We start from the raw sequence: 22745 nt of genomic DNA, 5'->3' as shown, positions 1-22745 counted from the left end.
TCTACAGGATGGGGATGCAAGCAAGCCAAAAAGGAAACGTTCTCAAAGTATATGGATACCGTAATTACACCAGAAAGAATTGAGTTACCACCTGGCGCGGTGTTAAAACTTTTGGGAAACTGGCAAGACTATCAAGTATTGAGTCAGCAATTAGGCGATCGCTCCTCACCTCGCATTAAATATCGAAGAGGAGAAATTTTACTGATGGCACCGCTATCAGAACATGGAAGAGATGCGAGTTGACGTGGTTAAAGAACTTTTTGCATGGACAACAGTAGGGTGTGTCTAGTCTTAAATAGTGCATTAGAAAAACTCTTGTGGGATGGGTGTCTCACCCATTGGCGTCAAGTTAAGCCAAAAATAGCGTACTGATTGGGTGTGGTTCACCCACCAGTTCACCCGCCAGGGATTGTAAATCCCTGACTAATTGCTCAAGTCTACTGAAGTAGACTGAAAATTTTTGCGCTATGAAGTCCTCTTCAGAGGACTTTAGCTATGAGACAGGGATTTACAATCCCTGGCGGACGTGCTGGCGGACATGTTGGCGGACGTGCGGTTTCGCGTTAAGTTGACACCAGTGACAAGATGTCCACCCCACAAGAAAATTTATTGCAACATTTTAGTCTAGACGCGCTAGTAGGGTGTGTTACGACTTTCGTAACGCAAAATTTCAGATTTTCGGTGCGTTACACTAACCCTTAATTACGAATTACGAATTACGAATTACAAATTATTTGAATCCCTTTGATATCCGAAACTCGTGGACAACATCTTTAATATCACGTAATTCCCCCTCAACTAAATAGTTTAACTGTCGCATTTCATCTGCCGAAATCTTTCCAGAAAGTGAGGCGATCGCAGTTCTTAATTCAGGATACTTTTTTAATATTTCTTGTCGGACAATAGGCACTGTTTCATAAGGCGGAAAATACTTTTTATCATCTTTGAGTACAACTAAACCTAAGCGAGAAATCTGTCCGTCAGTAGAATTACCCGCCACCATATCTACCTGTTTTTGAATCAAAGCACGATATATTAAACCCAAGTCCATAATTTGGGGCGATTTGGCAAAACGTAAATCGTAAGTTTTAGCTAATCCTGGAAAACCATCTTCTCGTTCTAAAAATTCATAACCGAAACCGCCACGCCACTTTGGTGTATATTGAGTAGCTTGAGAGAGAGTTTCAATGTTGTTGCGCTTGGCATCTTCACCCCGGATAATCATTGCAAAAGTATTTTCAAAACCCAAGCTTGGCATCACTTCCAGATTGAATTGCTGGGAGTATGCTTGTTTTAATCTTTCATAAACCTCTTTGGGGTCATTAACTGCTTTTTGCTTTAAAATTCCAGTAAAAGCTGTGCCTGTATACTCAATATATGCGTCGATTTTGCCAGCAGTAATAGCACTATGACAAACAAAAGAACCACCCAAACGAGGGCGACGATCTACTTTTAAATTAGTTGTCGCCTCAATTTGTTGTGCTAACAGTTCACCTAAAATATCTTGTTCAGTAAAATCTTTAGAAGCAAGAATAATATTGCCACCGTTATTACTATTTGAACTTGGCGTACAGCTAGTAATTACCAATAACAAGGCAAAAGTTAAAAAACAAAGTGCTAAAAATCTTTTCATAAGAGACAATTTATAAATTAAATTTTAGAGGATACAAGTATTGGGTGAATAGAATTCGCTACTACACAAACATAGACGCTTTGCGGCTTCCCGCAGGGTAGTCCACCTCCGTGGACTAAGAAAAAATTATAGCCACTTTCAATCCGGTAAGGTACAGGTGTGCAAATAGACCTAACCCCCTAACCCCCTTCCCGAAGCGGGAAGGGGGAACAATTCAAAGCCTCTCTCCTTTTAGGAGAGAGGTTTGGAGAGAGGTCAAAATTGTACTTCACGCTTGTCGAGAACCGCTATAAGGGTTTTGTCTGTGTAGCTGCGACTTCTAGTCGCCAGGGCTGGGGGTTAAGTTTAGGGTTAACTTTTAATTTTTAATTTATTCTCCATCCAGCCAATTGCAAAGTCAGCCAGTAATGCAATTCCTGCCGCCGGAACTGCACCAGCTAAAATTAGCTGATCATTTACAACTGATATCCCACGAAAAATAAACACTCCTAAACCACCAGCACCAATTGCCGCTGCAATGGTTGCAATACCAATAGCAATTACTGTTGCTACTCGCACTCCTGCTAAAATTACTCCCATTGCCAAGGGAATCTCAACTTGCAATAACAATTGTCTATCTGTCATCCCCATGCCTCTCCCAGCTTCCCGAATTGCTGGATCGACGCCAGTAATACCTGTGTAAGTGTTACGAATTATCGGCAGCAAGGAATATACAGTCAAGGCAACAATTGCTGGTACTGCACCAATTCCGCCAATTATCGGAACAGGAATGAGTAAGCCAAACAGTGCCAAACTAGGAATAGTCTGGAGAATATTCGCTATGCCAAGAATTGGTTGGCGGAGATAAGTTTTACGTGTAATTAAAATACCTAATGGAATGCCTACAAGTATGGCAATTCCAATGGCAATGCCTACTAAAAATAGGTGTTCTAGAGTATGCTGAAGAATTTCTGGGGCATACTTAACGAGGAAGAAATTTTTCATAGAGTATCTTGCAGGGAACGCAGACATTGAAGAAAGGCGAGACTTTCTGGGTGTTGCGATCGCATAAATTCATCTGTTGTCCCCAATACTACCAATTCTCCGCCATACATTAAACCAATTCTCGATGCCAAAACCAAGGCTTCTTGAATATCGTGGGTGACGAAAACAACTGTCTTGCCTAACTCTTGCTGCAAATGCCGAAACTCTTGTTGCAGTTCTAGACGCGTAATCGGATCAAGTGCGCCAAAGGGTTCATCCATCAACAACACTGGCGGATCTGCTGCTAAAGCCCTGGCTACCCCGACTCTTTGCCTTTGTCCTCCCGATAGTTCGTGCGGGTAACGTCCGGCGAATTGTGCTGGTTCTAAGCCTACTAATTGCAGCAACTCATAAACCCGCGTTTTAATTTGTTTAGATTGCCAACCTTCTAAAGAAGGAACTAAACCCACATTGCGTTCAACTGTAAAATGGGGAAATAAACCAATTTCTTGAATGACGTAACCAATTTTTCGCCGCAGTTTAATTTCATCCCATTCAGTTGTGGGAATGCCATCAAATAAAACTTCGCCTTGTGTAGGTGTAAATAGGCGATTAATTAATTTCATTGTGGTGGTTTTGCCGCTACCACTGCGCCCAAGTAACACCAGTGCTTCCCCTTGGCGGATGGTGAAATTGAGATTTGACACCAAGGGGCGATGATTGCGGCTAAAGGTAACATCGCGGAATTCAACGGCGGTTTGGTTATTTTGCTGCATGGGTGGCTTTTGGTGGACGCTAGCTGTATGTATTATGTGCTGATTTTGCTAGCGTGCTAACCAATACTGTTTGGTTAAAGTGAGAGACGCGATGAATTGCTAAGGCAAAAGACGCGATGAATCGCTAAGGCAAGAGACGCGATGAATCGCCGTCTCTACAATAATCAGTTTGTTGTAGAGACGGCGATTTATCGCGTCTTTGTATTTCTACCGCAGGGATTCAAGGACAAGAGCATTGCAGAAGTTACACCAGCTATGTCATATATGGAGATTGTTGTTTAATTGTTTTATGTATATTCAAGTCTACGGAATTCCCAATTGCAGCACTTGCAAAAAAGCTTTAACGTGGCTCCAACACAACAACATTGACTATGAGTTTATCAACACCAAAGATATACCGCCAACCCATGAGATGATTCAAAACTGGGTAAAGTCTTTGGGTTTTGCTCCCATGCGAAATACTTCTGGTCAATCCTACCGCGCTTTAGGAGATCAAAAAAAGATTTGGACTGATGAACAGTGGATTGACGCATTCACTCACGATGCAATGCTTCTCAAACGTCCACTTTTTGTCAAAGATGGAACAGCTGTGCTAGTCGGCTTTAGAGATGAGGCAGTAGTTCAAGAAAAATTAGGACTTTAGTCAGGGAGCAACGCTCTAACAGTGAGATCGGGGTTAAATTATCAATTACATTGCTGCATCAAGCCGAAGGACAGAAGGTAAGATTAAAAAGGGTTTTAGCCTAGTTAATTTTCTTGATATAGTTCAGGTTTTCCTATTTCCAGTCATTTTACTTATCTCAAACAAGTCTGGCTAAATTAGGATTTACGCGTAAAGATTCTCTGGAACAATTGGGTGCAAAATTTGCTATTAACGCTGCCAATCATACATTAATCGTCCATGACGATCACGTACAAGTTCCCATTCTCCATGACGATATCGTTGTCCTTTATAACCTATGGAACGATAGCGTCGTCTATAATGATGTCGTCGATTCCGCTGGCGTTGATAATAATATCTTCCAGTCCGTTGCCGTCTATGATAACGTCGTCGATTTCGTCGGCGAGCTAACAAAATTTCTTCACTTTGCTCTACAACTAAATTTGTCTGTGCGTCAATACTCTGTTCATTGAGAACATGATTTAGAGTATTATCCTTAGCTTCAGCCAAAGCAGGCGGATAAATGAAGGCTAATAACAGGAACGCAATTGAGGATAGCTTTTTGAAACGATTCACGTCTTTGCTTTTCCTAAACTATTGGTAATCTATTTATTTAATACTTAAGTTGAGTAATTATATCGTTCGTAATTTACAAATTTGATTAGTGCAAATGTAATAGAAGTACTTGTATTAAATGTGAAAAAGTTCAAGGTTAGAAACTTTGGCAGGAGCAGTAATTAATCAAACTAATACCAATTTAATGTGAAGTTACACATATCTTGATCCCCCTAAATCCCCCTTAAAAAGGGGGACTTTGATGGATGTTTTTCCGGTTCCCCCCTTATTAAGGGGGGCTAGGGGGGATCGAATTCTATGCAGCTTCATAAAAAATTGGTATAACTCATTTCTATCAAGTGAAATCCAGATTAATTAGTAGTGTCTTATACCTGCTGCTTTTTTTGTCAAGTAATTTACTCATGTTGCTGACTCTTTGCTGGTCAAGCATTTTGTAGCTTTGTAGCAGGTAGACTATCGTAATTATTCGGTTTCACACCGCACGGTGTTGCAGTATTTAGGAGCGGTAGCAGAAATTATCCACACACTGACTTTTCCTGTTATCTATCTCCCAATACGCTTTAGTTAAGGGTTATTGGTGTAGATGATTGGTTTTTAAGACGCGATAAATAGCGTCTCTACATGAGGATTTCTTTCTAACTCACTCAGCACACTATCATCAGCAACCATGTCTTTGGGATAACGATTTGTAAGCCAAGGCATCTGCTCAAAGTCTCGTATGTCGCTAATGGATGGGGTAGTACTTGGGATTGCCTTGCGGTTACTTTTAAATTTTGTAATGCCAACTAAAAAATTATTCGTTTTTTGCGTAAAGCACAAAGCTTGAGGTGAATAGTATTATATAAAGGTATTTAATATGAATAAACTGGGGACAACAGTAAAAGTCCCCTATATATCTCAAAAACTGCTCTGGCTTTCGTCTAGAGCAGTTTTATATTGCACGGTAGAAGCTAGATTTTGAACTGCACCAAATAGTGAATCATCTAATATTATATCTGGCAGCGTTTACGTGAAGTACACCTGTAGGGGCACAGCATATTCTCTACAACTATGCAGTTTTACTATTCTCATCTGAGGCTTGTTCTGTAACATTTTTCAAGCGGCTTGACCTGATTTTGCGGATGCGATCGCTATTGCGAACACCACCGGCCATCTCATATTCACGGCTGTCTTTGCCATACTTGATTGCAACCACCATTAGCATTTTCTCAGAAAGCTGACTCAAGTTTTTTTCCATCTCTTCAATTTCAGTTCTAGAAGAGTCAACCACAGACAGAGCAGTATTATAAACATCAAGTTTGTTGCGTAACTGCTCAATTGACTCAATCAGTTTTTCCAAATTATAATTTTCGTCAAATTTGATGCTTGGAACAATCGATTTCAGTCCAGCCGATCTTAATTGAGCTTTTTCTAGAATGCGGGATGTGCGTTTTTGACGAGACATGAAATTACTCCTTTAAGATGCTGTTAGAGCTAGCTTGGCTTAATTAAACTGCATTTCGGTTCAGCAGAACTCGCAGTTTTTGCTTATAAAATTTTCAGGTTATATCAGTAATTTTTCGGTATTTAATTAATATATAAAGGTAAAAAATAAACCACTCCCGGCACGAAGAAGACCACTCCCAACACGAAGAACACCACTCCCAGCACAAAGAACACCACTCCCGTCACGAGGAAGACCACTCCCGTCACGAGGAAGACCACTCCCGGCACGAGGAAGACCACTCCCGTCACGAGGAAGACCACTCCCGGCACGAGGAAGACCACTCCCGGCACGAGGAAGACCACTCCCGGCACGAGGAAGACCACTCCCGGCACGAGGAAGACCACTCCCGGCACGAGGAACATCGCTTCAGTTTGTTGTACGTACATGCAAAGCAAAGCGTCTAATGGATGCCTCAAAAATTTGCTTAACTGTCTTAACTGTCCTTGCGTCTTTAATGGCGAGTCCTAGATAATACAAGCACGGTTTTCAAAAAAGCTGTAAATCCTGAGTTAATCGATATATATATCTAAAAAAGGCAGAAAAATGGATCTTGATAATCTAGCTCAAATTTCTAAACGAGATTTAGAAATCATTCAACTACATCAGTTTCAACAACCTATCTACTGTTGTAATGTCACTGCAATTGCCTATGCCTTTACCGCATTGGGATATCTGACAACTGTTGATGAGATTTTTTATGCTACCCAACTGCCGATCGCATCGGTTTTAGATGATGGCATGACGTTAGCAGAAACCTACGATACCTGTCGAACTTACCTTGAAAAAAAAGAAATACCTTTGTCCATTCGGATAGAGCATTTTGATAAACCGAGTATGACACTCGAAGCATTTACCCGTGAAGTTGAAGCCGCCGTTTGTGACGAAACTGATGTCCACATTCTTAACTTCAATACCCGTATTGCCCATGAAAATCCAAGTTTAGAAGGTGGTCACTTCTCCTTATTGGCAGACTATGACCCGAAAACTCAAGAAATAACCATTGCAGATACAAATCCTAAACGGTATACCCGGTTTTGGAAATGCCCAATTCAACGTATATATGCCGCTTGCGTAGATAAAGATTCCTCATCAAATCGCTCTCGTGGCATGATCGTGCTTCGCAGGCTGGAAAAAGCCAATCTAAAAGATAACGGAGTGGTTCACCCATCAGAAATTGCCTTGAACGCTCTCCATTCTGAATAATTAGTTAGTATCACAGCAAACCATTTTTAAAACTTCTGAAAGATAACTAACAAATGTTGATGATGAATATAGCGGTTCTCGAATGGAAGTAATACAGTTTAACCTCTCTCCTAAAAGGCTACGGTGTACATACAAGTTATCAAATTACCCCACCCTAACCCTCCCCTTTACAAGGGGAGGGAACTAGATTTCTTTTTCCCCCCTTTCCAAGGGGGGATTAAGGGGGGTAATTTGACTTGTGTGTACACGTCCTTTTAGGAGAGAGGCTTCAACTCATAACCGCTATATGGCTGCGTAGGCGATGCCTACGGCGGTAAACTACGCAGTTTTTGAGAGATAGATAGTTAGTAGCGTGTTGTAAAAGTGCGATCGCAGTTTAGACAAATCTAATTGCTGCGCTGACCCCACAAGCGTGAAATACAACCTAAAGACTTTGGGCTTGGCAAAAATATAACTGTTAAAATCAGCATAATGGTGTCAAAATGCGAATAAAACACACCCAAAAGGAGAAAAATGCCAGCTATTGTTAAACTACAACTCTCTTTAGAAACTTTAGCAGAAGCAATATTTTCCCTTGATTTAACAGAAAAACGTCAACTTCAAGAACTAATTGAGCAACAAATTTTTGAAGCCGAAGAAGCTTTATACGAAGACGATGCAGATACACTGGCAGAAATTGAAGCAGTTCGCGCTGAGTTTAAAGATGGTGAGTCAGTGACTATAAATGAAAAAAACTAATGATGCACTGAAAATCATTAAAAGAATGATGAAAGAAGATCCAGAATTACAAGAGATGGTTAGAGAATCATCAATAAATGCTCAAGTATCTCAAATCATCTACGATGCACGTAAAGAAGCGGGACTAACGCAGCAACAACTAGCTGATTTAGTCGGTACTACCCAGTCAGTTATTGCTCGATTGGAAGATGCTGACTATGAGGGACATTCTTTGTCTATATTGGCTCGGATTGCAGCAGCTTTAAATCAAAAAGTGGAAATTAAAATGTCACCTAAAGAAGTTGCTTAAAACCCATCATGGCGATCGCTCATTGACAGTCTAGACAATTTCTCTGATGATTTTATGACTAATTGCGATCGCTAACTCATCGACACCAGAGAGAGTTTGTAAATTCAATACCTGCTTGATGGTTGAGTAGCTGTAAATGGCGATCGCACTTCGCTTAAAACTATAGATCCTGCATCCCCTTATACCAAATTGACCAAAATCAGGCTACAGATGCAAGTTAAATCTAACTCTCTTAAATTACGAATTAGGTTGCCGAGCGACTTGTACTGAGCGCAGCCGAAGTAAGCCGAGGTACGAATTATTTCCACCATCGCCCCACATCCACAATCGCATGGGCAATTTCTACTGTTGCTGCTTCCCGACCTAATGCGAAGATAACTGGAAACAATGCTTTGATATCTGACAGCAAATTAGGGCGAGTGTGAAGGGATAGTTCATGAAGTGTATCTTGCCAAAGGGGGAAAAGTTCCGCACCTGGCATTTGTGACAAACTGCCAGCTAAGGCACTCAAGGCTTTGGCACGAGAATCATCAGACCGAATCGCCCTGGCAACAGCAAGGGCTTCTGGCAATAACTCTGGTGGCAGTTTGTCAGCTAAGGCACTCAAGGCATAGGCACGATAATTATCAGACCGAATCGCCCTGGCAACAGCAAGGGCTTCTGGCAATAACTCTGGTGGCAGTTTGTCAGCTAAGGCACTCAAGGCATAGGCACGATAATTATCAGACCGAATCGCCCTGGCAGCAGCAAGGGCTTCTGGCAAGATATCTGGCAGTTTGTCAGCTAAGGCACTCAAAGCATAGGCACGAGAATATTCATCCTGAATCGCCCTGGCAGCAGCAAGGGCTTCTGGCAAGATATCTGGCAGTTTGTCAGCTAAGGCGCTCAAGAAATAAACACGAGAATATTCATCCTGAATCGCCCTGGCAGCAGCAAGGGCTTCTGGCAAGATATCTGGCAGTTTGTCAGCTAAGGCACTCAAGGCATAGGCACGATAATCCTCATGCTGAATCGCTCTGGCAGCAGCAAGGGCTTCTGGCAATAACTCTGGTGGCAGTTTGTCAGCTAAGGCACTCAAGGCTTTGGCACGAGAATCATCATCGTGAATTGCCCTGGCAGCAGCAAGGGCTTCTGGCAACAACTCTGGTGGCAGTTTGAAGGCACTCAAGGCTTTGGCACGAGAATCATCATCGTGAATCGCCCTGGCAGCAGCAAGGGCTTCTGGCAATATATTTGGCAGTTTGTCAGCTAAGGCACTTAAGGCTTTGGCACGAGAATCATCATCGTGAATTGCCCTGGCAGCAGCAAGGGCTTCTGGCAACAACTCTGGTGGCAGTTTGAAGGCACTCAAGGCTTTGGCACGAGAATCATCATCGTGAATCGCCCTGGCAGCAGCAAGGGCTTCTGGCAATAACTCTGGTGGCAGTTTGTCAGCTAAGGCACTTAAGGCTTTGGCACGAGAATCATCATCGTGAATTGCCCTGGCAGCAGCAAGGGCTTCTGGCAATATATTTGGCAGTTTGTCAGCTAAGGCACTCAAGGCTTTGGCACGAGAATCATCATCGTGAATTGCCCTGGCAGCAGCAAGGGCTTCTGGCAATATATTTGGCAGTTTGTCAGCTAAGGCACTCAAGGCTTTGGCACGATAATACTCATCCTGAATCACCCTGGCAGCAGCAAGGGCTTCTGGCAAGATATCTGGCAGTTTGTTAGCTAAGGCACTCAAGGCTTTGGCACGAGAATCATCATCGTGAATCACCCTGGCAGCAGCAAGGGCTTCTGGCAATATATTTGGCAGTTTGTCAGCTAAGGCACTCAAGGCTTTGGCACGATAATACTCATCCTGAATCACCCTGGCAGCAGCAAGGGCTTCTGGCAAGATATCTGGCAGTTTGTCAGCTAAGACACTCAAGGCTTTGGCACGAGAATCATCATCGTGAATCACCCTGGCAGTAGCAAGGGCTTCTGGCAAGATATCTGGCAGTTTGTCAGCTAAGACACTCAAGGCTTTGGCACGAGAATCATCATCGTGAATCGCCCTGACAGCAGCAAGGACTTGTGGCAATATAAGCTGTTACGCAGCTAGATTGTATAATATTAGATTAAGTAATTAATTTAGTATCAGCCATCTATGCCAGCAAAAAATCATCTTTCCCAAGAGCAGAAGGAAAGGCTACTAAAAACGCTAAAAGAGCATGAAAATCCCTACGTAAGAGAAAAGATTCTGATTTTATTATTAATGAATGATGGAAAAACTTATCAAGAGATTAGTAAGTTTTTAGATATTGCATATCCAACAGTAGCATATTGGGCAGTTCACGGCGATCCAGATAACCTAGAAAGTTTTTTAGATGGAAGAAGAGAAGGGAACTTCCGCAAAGTTACCAAAGAATATGAGGATTTATTATTAGAAATAATTGAAAAAGAGCCACTAGAGTATGGGTATGAATTTGGTCGTTGGACAGCAGCAAGACTAGCTACATACCTCGAAAAGATAACAGGAATTAAGTTAAGTGGTTCACAAGTTGGGAGAATATTAGAGCGAAAAAAGTACGTTTACCTTTGGGCAAAAATACAGCCTAGAGGACAAACAGAATCCTGAAATGCGTAAGGCATTTAAAGAAAAATTGTCAGAATACTTAAGAATAACAAAGGAAGCCCCAGAGCGTTTACAGGTATGGTTTTGGGATGAGAGTGGATTTAGTTTAAGAGTGATAAGAAGAAAAAAACTGGGGTAAGAAAGGTACAAGGAAACAAATCACAGGTCAAAGAAGAAGAGGAAGAGTAAATATTATGGGAGGGTTACGTTATCACGACAAGAAGAGAATGAATTTTGTGATTAAAAAAGGAAATGCCGATGTATTTTATGAGCAGCTTCAATCTTTGAATAATTTTCTATTGCAAGAATGGATAGAGCAAGGAAATAGAATTGAGACTTTCAATAAATGTTCTGCGAAAATAGTGATTATCTTAGATAATGCCAGCTTCCATAAAAGAAAAGATATTTTAGTTCGTATCAAGGCAGAAATGCCAAATATTATCCTGGAATTTCTACCACCTTATAGTCCAGATTATAATTTGATTGAATTGGTTTGGCATTCAGCAAAAGAATATATAGCTCATAGATTGTTCGAGTCAGTATCACAGCTAGAAGAGTTGTTAAATAAATTGTTAAATGAAGGAGGTCTTATTATTAAATGGGAACGCAAAATTAAAAATAAAGGTAATGCTGTTTATTAAATTTAGCTGCGTAACAGCTTATCTGGCAGTTCGTCAGCTAAGGCACTCAAGAAACAAGCATAATAATACTCAGACTGAATCGCCTTGGCAGCAGCAAGGACTTGTGGCAATATATCTGGCAGTTTGTCAGCTAAGGTACTCAAGAAATAAGCACAATAATACTCAGACTGAATAGCCTTGGCAGCAGCAAGGGCTTCTGGCAATAACTCTGGTGGCAGTTTTTCAGCTAAAGCACTCAAGGCATTGGCACGAGAAGACTCATCCTGAATTTCCGTGGCAGCAGCTAGGACTTTTTGCAGTGCTAATTCTTGAAGATTTGGTGGCAAATAATTGACTAGTTTTGTCAGCGAGTTAATTTTCTCTTGTGGTTCTGGTTTTTGCAGGGCATAAGCTAGTCCTTGTTCGGGAGTCCACATCTTGTTTTTGACCAACGCTACCAGCAGATTTGCTGGTAGATTAGCTGCCAAACTATTCATTGATGCAGTAATCAAAGCATAACGACACTGCAAGCTTAGTGTTGATTCAGTCCAATTTACTTCTGCTAGTTCCCAGGCACGAGAAATATCTGTGATGTAACCGCCAGTTTGTGCCAATCGTTCTCGCACTTCATACCAGCCATTGCTTCCAGTTGCAGACTCTTCCCGCAATAAGGAGTGAATCTCTTCTACCTGTCCAGCCTTTTCCAAATGCCAAACTAAATACTGATGAATGTAACCATCATCGAGTAAAGTATGCCATAAACCATTCTGGGTTTTCTGCTGATACTTCTTTAAAAAAGCAGCGTGAACATCAGCAAGGCTTAAACCCAACCCAGTTAAATCTCCTGGGCGCTTTGGCTCAGAGGGAGCAGTTAACAAATTACAAGCTAAATCGTGGAATAAGTCATGTAAGCGATAGGTAGGCATACCATCAGCAAGCGGTACTCCTGTTAATAGCAATGCTTTATTCCGTAAATATTGCAACATTTTGGCAGCATCACGCTTATCCATCTGCCACAGCGTTGCCGCCATCATCTTATTAATGTTGACATCCTCCGGCAATACCCCTAACCAAGAGAAATGCTGCTGCTTTTCTGGTGGCATTCTCTTGACACTCAAATTTAATGATGCGGTTAAACTCAGGCGTTTTAAACTAGCCTCATCAGTAATTTCTTCGGCTTCCGGTCGGTCAAAACTTGTTAATCTGGCTACTTCTTGCTGAATATCCGCTAACAGTTCATTCCAAGTCGTACCACAGGCAACTTCGGCGGCTGCAAGTTCCAATGCTAGGGGAAGATAACCAACACCTTTGGCTAAATTTTCTGCTGAGTGACGTTCTATGCCTGTAATCTCGCGTCTTAATTTCTTGGTCAGCAATTCCATTGCCTGGTCTGGTTTCATTATATCCAGACTGTAGGTGTTGGCTGCTAAGGCATCGGCAATGTGACCTTCACGAGTAGTTACTAAAACTTGACAACGCGCCCCACCAAAATTAAAAGCTTGTGCATCTTCGGTATTCCAAGCATCATCCACCACCAGCAACACAGCTTTGTCATAAAGCAGAGTCCGCAAATGCGAGGAAGTTGCTTCAACACTTGTAGGTTTAAAGCTATAGTCTCCTAATGCTTGCACCCAGCCACTAAGTAAAGCAAGCACATTGGGTTGTTGACCTAATGTTGCCCAAAGAATGCCATCACAAAAACGAGATTGTATTTCTGCATTATGGGCTAAAGCCGCCGCTAAAGTAGATTTGCCCACCGAACCCAAACCGTGAATCGCAGTAATTACTAAAGTGCGACTATCAGACAATGAACCATTTAAAAGACGAGTTTTTAAATCATCGCTGTACTCTGGGCGTTCTACAAAGTATGTGGGTAAAGGTGGCGCTTGAAATATACTTGTGTTACCTAACCCCCTAACCCCCTTCCCTACAAGGGAATGGGGAAAATTCCAAGCCTCTCTCCCTGTGGGGGAGAGGTTTGGAGAGGGGTTATTTAATTTCGATTTCTCTGGTCTACTACTTTCCCAAGCCTCATCAAACCGTTTTAAGTTCCTTTCCCTATCTCTTGACCATAGCTTGAGTGTAAAGTGCCATTCGTCAACACCCTTGGTTTGCAGACGGTTATCTTCCAGAATCTTCAAAAAATCCTTCAGCAAATTCAGCGCTTCTCGAATTTGCGCTTTAGTTAACTTGCCAGAATATTTATCTTTTTGGGTCAGCAACTCCAATGTGACTAACGTAGTCTGCACAGTCAGCTTGGGGTTAGCGCTGTCTGCTTCTTTCCAGTCGTACTCAATTTTAAAGTTATCGTCCTCAAATTCTGCATCGGCAAAACAAAGCAACGCCTCCAGCAGACGCTTGACTCGCTTTTGAATTTGAGGCCCATAGGTAATTCGTGGCATTACATCCAAAAAATTGAGTAAGAAGTTTGGGGCTACCCCAGATTGAAACTACTACCCCAAACTCATGTAATCCAGATTCTAAGGCATTTTCAGCGACATTGGGGTATTTGCTTAGGGACACAACCCCAAAGAGAACCTATATCTATCAACTCTTTGGGGTAGAAACAAATGTCAAAAGATGTTCTCGGTAAAATTATTGCTTTGTTGCTGGCAATGCAACTATTCTTGATTGGCTTCCAAGCTAAAAGCCAGATTGACCAAGGTAACTCATCCATTGAGGCGTTGATTTGGATGACTCAACAATATATTTCAGTGCTGGTTAAAATTCGTAGCTTGCAGGATAAAAAAGAGGAAACCGATTCTCAAAAGTAAAAGATGAAGTGCTAGGTGTGTTAACGGAACGCTGTAACGCACCTACGCTGAATAAAAAGACCTCTCCCTGGTTTTACTACGCAAAACCGTCCCTCTCCGACTCGGAGAGGGACAGACTTGAACTTTAGTTCAAGGCAGGGAGAGGTTCGTCTAATTCACGTCACGACGTTAAAAAATTAAGACTCCATCTCAGCCAATTCTAACCAGCGTTCAGTCGCCACATCGATCGCGTGCTTGAGCTTTTCCACATGATCGTACAATTTCTGCACCTGGCTATAATTCCCCGGTGAGACATTCGCCAGTGTTTTCTCGGTTTCTTCTTTCTCAGCCTCTAACTCGGCAATTTTACCTTCCAACTGCTCAAATTCTTTTTTCTCCCAATTGGATAATCTCCGCCGCTTGGTATTCTCTACATCCTTGGGTGCAGCCGCACCATTTTGAACTTCAGTATTTTTCGGCTTTTCCTTAGTGTTCGCAGCTTGCTGCTGTGCCTCTTCAGCCTTCTTATAATCCAGATAAATCGAGTAATTACCTGGATATTGCCGCAGATTACCACCTTCCTCAAAGGAAAATACTGTGTCGATGGTGCGATCGAGAAAGTAGCGATCGTGAGAAACTACAATTACACACCCGGCAAAATCTTCTAAATAATCTTCTAATACTGCCAAGGTCTGCACATCTAAATCGTTTGTCGGTTCATCTAAAATTAAGACATTGGGCGCACCCATCAAAACCCGCAACAGAAATAAACGGCGTTTTTCCCCACCCGAAAGTTTACTAATTGGGGCATACTGCTGATTACCAGGAAACAAAAACCGTTCCAACATTTGCGAAGCGGTAATTTGAGTGCCATCGGTAATTTTGACAAATTCTCCTTCTTCTTTGATGTAGTCAATCACGCGCTGACTTTCATTCAATGCTGTGAGCAATTCTTCAGAATGCTGGTCAAAATAACCGATGTGAACTGTAGTCCCAATTTCTGCAATGCCGGAATCTGGCTTAACCCGTCCAGTAATGATATCCATTAAAGTCGATTTACCAGCACCGTTAGCGCCAATAATGCCGATGCGGTCTTCTGGACTAAATTCGTAGGTAAAATTATTAATCAGAGTGCGTCCATTGTATGCCTTAGAAACGTTATCTAATTCAATAACTTTTTTGCCAATGCGACGACCAACTGTCGAAATATCAACTTTACCCTGAACTTCTTTAAACTCAGTATCCCGCAGAGCGTGAGCGCGGTCAATTCTAGCTTTTTGCTTGGTACTTCTGGCTTTTGGGCCTTTTTTGAGCCATTCCAACTCGCGGCGCAACAAGCCTTGGTGTTTACGTTGACTACTTACGGCAGATTCTTCAGATAAAGCTTTCTTTTCGAGGTAATATGAATAGTTACCTGTATAGGTGTAAATGTCGCCTCGGTCGATTTCAATAATCCGGTTGGTAACGCGATCTAGAAAGTAGCGATCGTGAGTTATTAGAAAAAGTGCGCCGCGATAGCGATTTAAATAACTTTGTAACCATTCCACAGAAAGAGCATCAAGATGGTTTGTCGGCTCATCCATGAGCAAAACATCTGGTTCTGATAGCAAAGCTGATGCTAAAGCAATGCGCTTGCGATAGCCCCCAGATAAAGTACTTATCTTGGCATCAAAGTCAGAAATTCCTAATTTGGTGAGGATGATTTTGGCATTAGTTTCTAATTCCCAAGCACCACTCGTATCCATCCGTTGCATCACCACAGAAAGGCGAGACATGAGTTGACTATCATCTGGATAGTGAACCAATTTATCAGAAAGTTCTTCATACTCGCGTACTAAAGTCGTATGTTCGCCACTGTCAGCGAAAACTTGCTCTAAAACTGTATGATTTTCATCTAAATCTGGCAGCTGCGGTAAGTAGATAATTTTAGAACCGGAGTTAATTAAAATTTGACCGCTATCAATGGATTCTAACCCAGCGATCATTTTTAATAAGGTTGATTTGCCAGAACCGTTAGTACCAATTAATCCAACTTTATCGGTAGCATCAAGGCTAAAGCTAGCATCTTTTAAAATTTCCTTGATGCCAAAGTCTTTTTTGACTGATTGTAGTGTAATAATACTCATAAGATTGAAGTCATTAATTATTTTTCATTAGTGAGTAGGTAAGGTAAATACCTTACCTACATTGTCGAATTCTATACAAATAAGTCCAAGGGAAGGTGTCCATACATTTCGTTGATTCCATCTTCGTCATAAGACTGGCAAGATACTAATACGCCACGATGATGTCCATCATAGGAATCAAGATAACATAAGCCATTTTTACCATTTAATTTGATATAAACTGGGCCTTCGGGTGTCAGTAAATTATTTGGTGGTTCATAACCCAAAGCCAGAGAATAGGTTTTCATTGCCAATATTCCTTCTTCTGCTGTATCTGCACAAATTCCTAATATTTGGTAATCAGTAAGCTTGGTGAGCAAAATTAAGGCATTACGAACTACAACTTTTTCTGATGAGTTGAGGATAGGGGCAATGTCTAGACAGTTGAATTTGTTCAGTAATTTTTTCGCTTCTTCGGCGGTGAGATTCTGAGGATTAGGGGTTGACATAAACTTCGACTATTATCTGGTTGGTTTTTCTGTGGTGTTTGAGTTGGGGCTACTACCGCAAGGCGGAAGTTTGACCCTGAGCGACTTGCCTTGAGCGCAGTCGAAAGGAGTCGAAGGGTCAAAAGTCACTCATGCGAATGGCATTAAGTTAAGATACAGCCCTTGCCTCAACTGGTTCCTAGCCTCCAGGCTGGGAAACAATTCTCGGAGGCTCCGCCTCCATAGCTTGACAAGAGGCAGAGCCTCTCGGAACTAGTTCCCAGCCTAGAGGCTGGGAACGAGGATACAATAAGTCTTTGGGCTTTTCTTAGTGCCATTCGTCACTCATGCTTTAATTCCGGGCTTTCTGGCTGTAATGAAATAGTAGGTTTATTTACACCAACCTGTACTAGCCCAACTTATCCCATTTTGGATTTTAGATTTTGAATTGGGAATAGTCCAATGTATTGTAGAATTTGTCTGAGGTCAGAGCAAACTCCATAATTTTAGACCTTGTTATCTCATGCCCACTTCCCTTTTACGGTTGATTTTGGACATTCCCAAGGTTGAATATAAAGGGCACACCATTTTTTGAGTCATTACCCATAACCAGGACTTTGGGCATCTGAGCGCCGCCAGTCTTCCAAGCTTCAATGGCTTCTTTTTGCAGAACTAACTGTCCTCCTTGGGCTTTGAGTGTCTCTGCTAAAAGTCTTTGAGCTTCTGCTCTCCCTTTGGCGCGATTAACGTCTGCTTGTGCTTCTTGTTCAGCTTCACGTGCTACATAAACTGCTCTTTGCGCCCGTTGTTCAGCAATTTGTTTTTCTTCGACTGCTTTGGCAAATTCTGGTGAGAACGCTAAATCAACTACGCTAGTATCTAATACAATTATCCCATATTTGTCTAAGCGATCGCCTAACGCTTGATCGAAGTCTTCTTTCAATTCACTTCGTTTCGTAATTGCTTCTTCTACTGTTCTTCTAGCTGCGGCAATTTTAAATGCTTCTTGTGTCTGAGGAGCAATGATTTTTGATACAATATTCTCTAATGTTCCTTGCTTCCTTCTAACTTCAACTACCTTTATCGGATCGAGGCGAAAGTTAATTGCAAATCTCGCAGATAAATTTTGCAAATCTTTAGTGGAACTCTCCGCTGGGACTTCAAATTTTTGCACTGTTAAATCATACACATCTATCACAGTGATAAAAGGCGGTTTCACGTGAATACCTTCCAATAAAGCGCCATCTCTCGCTTTACCCAAGATGCTAATTACTCCTGCTTGTCCTGGGTTAATAATGATAAAGGAATTTAGCCCAATAATCACTAGTATTGCTAACACAATTCCCAAAACTGTGGTTTGCCAATTACCAAATTGCTGATTTTTCAAATTCCTCTCTCCAATATTTAGTTAGTCATTGGTCATTTGTCATTGGTCATTTGTCATTTGTCATTGGTCATTTGTTATTTGTTATTTGTTATTTGTTATTCTCCCCCTGCTCCTCTGCTCCCCTTGCCCACTTCTCCCCAGTCCTTGAATAAACTCAGTTACTAGTTTCTCACTAGTACAACACGGCGTAAATTAACCACCTCTTCAAAATCAACGAAACTCTTACGCTGTATTCATTTTGAATTTTGAATTTTAAATTTTGAATTCCGCCTTGCGGTACTAGTCTGTCTGAATCAATCTTCAGACTCAGGACTTAGGACTCAAGACTTTGTTCCGTGGTAATATCAGTGACACGAAATCGCAAAAAGCCGTGGCTACTGCATTAAAATCTCATCGGGCATCAAGAAGGCGTAAACATTCAGCGCATCCTCTCCAGCGTTTGCTTGAGTATGGACACCAGTATCGTAAACAAATTTGGCTGGCGACTACTTATTCTACCCTCAATAAATTTTTCGACTTAGCACCACCCGGCTTAATTGGCGTGGCGGTGGATGTGGTAGTTAAGCAACAGGATTCCATAATTGCACAGTTAGGGGTGCGGGATGTCTTTCAACAATTTTTGATTATTTCCTTCCTGACTGTAATCATTTGGATACTAGAATCGGTTTTTGAGTACGCCTACGCTCGACTTTGGCGGAATTTGGCTCAGAATATTCAGCATGACTTGCGTTTGGATGCATACAAGCATTTGCAAGAGTTGGAATTGGCTTATTTTGAAGAACGCAGCACTGGCGGATTAATGTCTATCCTTAGTGATGATATTAACCAATTAGAGCGGTTTTTGGATGGGGGCGCAAATGATATCATCCAAGTTTCTGCAACTGTTCTAATTATTGGCGCTGCTTTCTTTATTCTGGCTCCTAGTGTAGCGTGGATGGCTTTGTCACCGATGCCATTCATTCTCTGGGGTTCTTTTGCCTATCAACGATTACTAGCACCTCGCTACGCTGATGTCCGCGAAAAGGTAGGTTTTCTCAATACGCGGTTGTCAAATAATATCAGCGGAATTACTACTATTAAAAGTTTCACCTCTGAAGCTTATGAAGCCTCTCGTTTGGAATTAGATAGTGACGCTTATCGCCACAGTAATTCTAAGGCAATTACTCTTTCTGCTGCTTTTGTGCCGTTAATTCGGATGCTGATTTTGGTGGGGTTCACGGCATTACTTTTGTATGGCGGGATGGCAGCGGTTTCGGGAGAAATGTCTGTTGGTGCTTACAGTGTATTAGTGTTTTTAATTCAGCGATTGCTGTGGCCTTTAACTAGATTAGGCGAAACTTTTGACCAATATCAAAGGGCAATGGCTTCTACTAATCGAGTCATGAATTTATTGGATACTCCTATCGCTATTCATACAGGTAATGTAGCCTTACCTATAGATAAAGTGCGCGGTGAAGTGCAATTTAACAATGTTTATTTTGCCTATAAAGATAGATTTCCAGTAATTAAAAATCTGTCTTTGGATATTCCGGCGGGGAAAACCATTGCAATTGTCGGTTCAACCGGTTCTGGTAAAAGCACTTTAGTCAAACTTTTGTTGCGGTTGTACGAAGTCCAAGCTGGCAGGATTACTGTGGATGGTATTGACTTGCAAACTTTGAATTTGCAAGATTTACGGCGCTGCATCGGTTTGGTGAGTCAAGATGTGTTTCTATTTCATGGCACTGTCGCGGAGAATATTGCTTATGGTAGCTTTGAGACTACAGAACAAGAAATCATCACGGCGGCGAAGATAGCCGAGGCGCACGAATTTATTGTTGAGTTGCCCGAAGGTTATGAGACAATTGTGGGGGAAAGAGGACAAAAGTTATCTGGTGGACAAAGACAACGGATTGCGATCGCCCGGGCAGTCTTAAAGAATCCGCCTATTCTGATTTTAGACGAAGCTACCTCGGCGGTGGATAATGAAACAGAAGCAGCAATCCAGCGATCGCTAGAACGGATTACAGTAGATAGAACTACAATTGCGATCGCTCATCGTCTTTCTACCATCCGCAATGCCCATTGCATTTATGTCATGGAACATGGGAAATTAGTAGAGTCGGGAACCCATGAGCAATTGCTGGAGAAAGATGGAATTTATTCCAGCCTCTGGCGTGTACAGTCAGGTTTAAGATAAGTTTCGCCTATTGTCTGTGTCTTCATTACGAATTATTTATGTTTTTTGGTAATAGTCAACCAGAATCAGGTGATACTAAGTGGCGTCGCCAGTTGGATAAGTTTGTCAAAGCAAATCAGCAAGAATTGGCGGCGCTGTTTTGGGGATTGTGGTTAGCAAATGGTGATAGTCAGGGTACTGTTGGTATTGATTTGCAACCAACGCCGCATTTTGTTTATTGTCCGAAAGAACAGATAGAGAATTTAAATATTAGAGTTGAGAATCGGCTTCAGGAAATTTTGGGAATTGTGGAGAATCACAAGCCGGATGTGGAAGTTGTGATGATTGGGATTGGGAAGGGGGAAATTAAGTTAATTCAGTTTGCACCGGAACCAGCGCCACCGATTTGTTTTGAGCAAGCTGGGAAGGATGTGGATGGGTTATTGGATGTGCTGGAAGAGAGGATGAGGGAGGAGTTGAAGCTATAACTAACTAAGGCTTATTTATTTGTATAGCAGAGTTGTTTCTAATCTTCAGGCTTTTTAAAATGAGTCGTAAGATTTCAGATATTATTCTTATTGGCCCAATTAGTACAGGTAAAAGCACCCTTGGAAAACTCCTTGCCCAGAAGTTAGGGATTCCACAGTGTTCTATGGACGATGTACGATTGAATTATTATAAGGAAATAAATTATGATGAGGCATTGGCAAAGCAAATAAGAGAAAAAGAAGGATTTCCAGGTATTTATCGTTATTGGAAACCTTTTGAAGCCTACGCGGTTGAAAGAGTACTTTCAGAATATAGCAATTGTGTTATCGATTTTGGTGCAGGCCATTCTGTTTATGAAGATGACGAACTTTTCAGATGGGTGCAACAAATTTTAGATCCATATATAAATGTTGTCTTGATTCTTCCTTCTCCAGATTTAGAAGAATCTATCCAAATACTTAACGAACGTAATGGTGGGATTGTTAGTAATGGGTTTGATTTGAACGAATATTTTGTTAAGCATCATTCAAATTATGATTTGGCAAAGTTTGTTGTTTATACAAAAAGTAAATCGCCTGAAGAAGCACGAGACGAGATACTTAAAATTGTAAAGCTTTAAAACTGATTACCTTTTAAGTGTCTCTTCTAAATAGGTTACAGCTTTAGCAAATATCTTCTCTGCTAGGCTGTAATCCCGCGATGACAATCTGTAAAGTTTTCACTCTTATGATTCAAAAAAAGCAGCAGGCGAAATGTGAAAAAACTCCGCGAGGCGAGCAATATGCTTAACTGTCAGCTTGCGCTGTCCACTCAAGACTTCAGATACAATAGACTCAGTTTTAAAGATAGGAATTAAGTCTTTTTGTCGCAAACCAAATTCGGCTATTAACGCTTGAAGTAATTCTACGCCATGAATATCAGTTATAGAATGATGTTTTTGTTCGTACTCATAAACCAGAGTACCTAAAACATTGAGATAGTCTTGTTCATCTGGTGTTAATTCACCTTTATCAATTAGAGAATCGATTACTTCTTGCGTAGCCAGCAATTCTTCCTCGGAAGTTACGGGACGGGGAGGAAAAGATGTGAGTAATTTAATATACGTTTTAGTAACAGGTGTTCCAGGGGTCATTTTGCCAGATTCCTGATCGTTTCAATCCCTAATAGGGATTTTGATGAATTGGAACACAAACACTTATGTTCATATTACTATCCAGATATCTGAGAGTTTCAATCCCTAATAGGGGATTTTAAGTAATTATAACTTAGGAATTCTGTTCATGCTGTTGTTCATATATCTGAGGGTTTTAATCCCTAACAAGTATTTTTAAAATTGGTATCCCAAAAGAATCGTTAGCATCAAGTGAACCAATAATCATTTTTCCAATCATCTTTGTCATATTCGGCATGTGTCAGTATATGGCGAATAAAAACTTTTTGGAATTTGTAATCGACCAAAGTAATCAGTCGATAATTATTACCACTTATGTTAAAAACTGTGAAATTACCGACTTGATCGGCTGAGGGAAAAGTTTGGCGTAACTCTACCAAGTTCTGCCACTCTGCTACAGATGTAAGTTTGTACCATAACCGCAGGCTAGTTTGTGCATTAGAGTGCTTTTCCCAAAACTCAGAAAGTCTTGCACGACTGATTATGTGCATAAATTTTTAGTACATAGTATTTTTTCATAGGAGTGTCTTTTGGTTTTTGGTCGGATAGGAGATTATCTTAGCAAATTGCGAAGTTATTGTGGGCATTGTCTAGCTAGCTTTTTAATAAAGGCTATTCACACGCGAGAAAATACTCTAATTGGGGAAACC

The 22745-nt window shown here is 41.3% G+C and carries 22 protein-coding genes and 2 pseudogenes; 11 read left to right on the top strand and 13 right to left on the bottom strand.

All coding sequences use genetic code 11. The annotated features are described in order from the left end of the window. Positions 1–51: 51 nt before the first annotated feature. Positions 52–240, top strand: a pseudogene (locus tag HUN01_RS05720) (Uma2 family endonuclease); the annotation flags it as partial. Positions 241–730: 490 nt separating this feature from the next. Here the strand turns inward: HUN01_RS05720 and HUN01_RS05715 are convergent. The 3 genes from HUN01_RS05715 to HUN01_RS05705 form a co-directional block, all read right to left on the bottom strand. Further along, complete coding sequence (locus tag HUN01_RS05715; RefSeq protein WP_181930459.1) at positions 731–1633, bottom strand: glycine betaine ABC transporter substrate-binding protein; 903 nt, start codon at positions 1631–1633, stop codon at positions 731–733. Positions 1634–1984: 351 nt separating this feature from the next. After that, positions 1985–2617, bottom strand: a complete 633-nt coding sequence (locus tag HUN01_RS05710; RefSeq protein WP_084227410.1) for an ABC transporter permease — start codon at positions 2615–2617, stop codon at positions 1985–1987. After that, positions 2614–3372 carry an ATP-binding cassette domain-containing protein gene (locus HUN01_RS05705; protein ID WP_069074829.1) on the bottom strand — a complete coding sequence of 253 codons (759 nt, stop codon included), beginning with the start codon at positions 3370–3372 and terminating at the stop codon, positions 2614–2616. The genes HUN01_RS05710 and HUN01_RS05705 overlap by 4 nt, the downstream gene beginning before the upstream one ends. Positions 3373–3513: 141 nt before the next feature. Between HUN01_RS05705 and HUN01_RS05700 the strand changes: the two genes are divergently transcribed. Together HUN01_RS05700 and HUN01_RS05695 are read left to right on the top strand one after the other, a co-directional pair. Further along, on the top strand, positions 3514–3654 hold the full coding sequence (locus HUN01_RS05700) for a hypothetical protein (protein ID WP_181930458.1): 141 nt from the start codon (positions 3514–3516) through the stop codon (positions 3652–3654). Between the two features lie 7 nt (positions 3655–3661). Then, a complete protein-coding gene (locus HUN01_RS05695) occupies positions 3662–4015 on the top strand; it encodes a Spx/MgsR family RNA polymerase-binding regulatory protein (RefSeq protein WP_181930457.1) in 354 nt (117 codons plus the stop codon). A gap of 228 nt (positions 4016–4243) precedes the next feature. Here the strand turns inward: HUN01_RS05695 and HUN01_RS05690 are convergent, their stop codons facing one another. From HUN01_RS05690 to HUN01_RS05680, 3 genes are all read right to left on the bottom strand, one after another. Further along, positions 4244–4609: a hypothetical protein gene (locus HUN01_RS05690; protein ID WP_181930456.1), complete on the bottom strand. Its 366-nt coding sequence runs from the start codon at positions 4607–4609 to the stop codon at positions 4244–4246. Between the two features lie 1048 nt (positions 4610–5657). Further along, on the bottom strand, positions 5658–6053 hold the full coding sequence (locus HUN01_RS05685; protein WP_181930455.1) for a hypothetical protein: 396 nt from the start codon (positions 6051–6053) through the stop codon (positions 5658–5660). Between the two features lie 122 nt (positions 6054–6175). Further along, positions 6176–6481 carry a hypothetical protein gene (locus tag HUN01_RS05680; RefSeq protein WP_181930454.1) on the bottom strand — a complete coding sequence of 102 codons (306 nt, stop codon included), beginning with the start codon at positions 6479–6481 and terminating at the stop codon, positions 6176–6178. A gap of 157 nt (positions 6482–6638) precedes the next feature. Here HUN01_RS05680 and HUN01_RS05675 point away from each other — a divergent pair, with 157 nt between their 5' ends. From HUN01_RS05675 to HUN01_RS05665, 3 genes are all read left to right on the top strand, one after another. After that, positions 6639–7298, top strand: a complete 660-nt coding sequence (locus HUN01_RS05675; RefSeq protein ID WP_181930453.1) for a phytochelatin synthase family protein — start codon at positions 6639–6641, stop codon at positions 7296–7298. Between the two features lie 513 nt (positions 7299–7811). Next, positions 7812–8036 carry a hypothetical protein gene (locus tag HUN01_RS05670; RefSeq protein ID WP_181930452.1) on the top strand — a complete coding sequence of 75 codons (225 nt, stop codon included), beginning with the start codon at positions 7812–7814 and terminating at the stop codon, positions 8034–8036. After that, positions 8023–8325, top strand: a complete 303-nt coding sequence (locus HUN01_RS05665) for a helix-turn-helix transcriptional regulator (protein ID WP_181930451.1) — start codon at positions 8023–8025, stop codon at positions 8323–8325. The genes HUN01_RS05670 and HUN01_RS05665 overlap by 14 nt, the downstream gene beginning before the upstream one ends. A 298-nt stretch (positions 8326–8623) precedes the next feature. Here the strand turns inward: HUN01_RS05665 and HUN01_RS05660 are convergent, their stop codons facing one another. Continuing rightward, complete coding sequence (locus tag HUN01_RS05660) at positions 8624–10390, bottom strand: hypothetical protein (protein WP_181930450.1); 1767 nt, start codon at positions 10388–10390, stop codon at positions 8624–8626. 66 nt (positions 10391–10456) lie between these two features. On the opposite strand from HUN01_RS05660, the pseudogene HUN01_RS05655 reads away from it, so the two are divergent. After that, a pseudogene (locus HUN01_RS05655) lies at positions 10457–11565 on the top strand (IS630 family transposase). A gap of 2 nt (positions 11566–11567) precedes the next feature. Here the strand turns inward: HUN01_RS05655 and HUN01_RS05650 are convergent. After that, on the bottom strand, positions 11568–13946 hold the full coding sequence (locus HUN01_RS05650) for an NB-ARC domain-containing protein (RefSeq protein ID WP_181930449.1): 2379 nt from the start codon (positions 13944–13946) through the stop codon (positions 11568–11570). A 168-nt stretch (positions 13947–14114) separates the two neighbouring features. On the opposite strand from HUN01_RS05650, the gene HUN01_RS05645 reads away from it, so the two are divergent. Further along, positions 14115–14318 carry a hypothetical protein gene (locus HUN01_RS05645; protein ID WP_181930448.1) on the top strand — a complete coding sequence of 68 codons (204 nt, stop codon included), beginning with the start codon at positions 14115–14117 and terminating at the stop codon, positions 14316–14318. A 176-nt stretch (positions 14319–14494) separates the two neighbouring features. On the opposite strand, the gene HUN01_RS05640 is transcribed toward HUN01_RS05645, so the two are convergent. From HUN01_RS05640 to HUN01_RS05630, 3 genes are all read right to left on the bottom strand, one after another. Next, positions 14495–16423, bottom strand: a complete 1929-nt coding sequence (locus tag HUN01_RS05640) for an ABC-F family ATP-binding cassette domain-containing protein (protein WP_181930447.1) — start codon at positions 16421–16423, stop codon at positions 14495–14497. Positions 16424–16494: 71 nt separating this feature from the next. Beyond that, positions 16495–16911, bottom strand: coding sequence for a DUF1824 family protein (locus HUN01_RS05635; RefSeq protein ID WP_181930446.1), 417 nt, complete (start codon positions 16909–16911; stop codon positions 16495–16497). A 517-nt stretch (positions 16912–17428) separates the two neighbouring features. Next, positions 17429–18277, bottom strand: coding sequence for a prohibitin family protein (locus tag HUN01_RS05630; RefSeq protein WP_181930445.1), 849 nt, complete (start codon positions 18275–18277; stop codon positions 17429–17431). 370 nt (positions 18278–18647) lie between these two features. Between HUN01_RS05630 and HUN01_RS05625 the strand changes: the two genes are divergently transcribed. Genes HUN01_RS05625 through HUN01_RS05615 form a run of 3 tightly spaced genes read left to right on the top strand, consistent with a single transcriptional unit; the run spans position 18648 to position 21543 of the window. Continuing rightward, complete coding sequence (locus tag HUN01_RS05625) at positions 18648–20456, top strand: ABC transporter ATP-binding protein (protein ID WP_181930444.1); 1809 nt, start codon at positions 18648–18650, stop codon at positions 20454–20456. 38 nt (positions 20457–20494) lie between these two features. Next, a complete protein-coding gene (ccmS, locus tag HUN01_RS05620) occupies positions 20495–20923 on the top strand; it encodes a beta-carboxysome assembly chaperone CcmS (protein ID WP_181930443.1) in 429 nt (142 codons plus the stop codon). A gap of 59 nt (positions 20924–20982) precedes the next feature. Beyond that, positions 20983–21543 carry a shikimate kinase gene (locus HUN01_RS05615; RefSeq protein ID WP_181930442.1) on the top strand — a complete coding sequence of 187 codons (561 nt, stop codon included), beginning with the start codon at positions 20983–20985 and terminating at the stop codon, positions 21541–21543. Between the two features lie 105 nt (positions 21544–21648). Here HUN01_RS05615 and HUN01_RS05610 read toward each other — a convergent pair whose 3' ends face one another. Beyond that, entirely contained in the window at positions 21649–22056 is a 408-nt protein-coding gene (locus tag HUN01_RS05610; protein WP_181930441.1) for a helix-turn-helix domain-containing protein, read from the bottom strand. A 227-nt stretch (positions 22057–22283) separates the two neighbouring features. After that, positions 22284–22586 (bottom strand): type II toxin-antitoxin system HigB family toxin, encoded by a 303-nt coding sequence (locus HUN01_RS05605; RefSeq protein ID WP_181930440.1) that lies wholly within the window; start codon positions 22584–22586, stop codon positions 22284–22286. Positions 22587–22745 lie beyond the last annotated feature (159 nt).

The organism is Nostoc edaphicum CCNP1411 (assembly GCF_014023275.1).
Classification (GTDB): domain Bacteria; phylum Cyanobacteriota; class Cyanobacteriia; order Cyanobacteriales; family Nostocaceae; genus Nostoc; species Nostoc edaphicum_A.
This window is presented reverse-complemented; position numbering and strand designations above follow the sequence as displayed.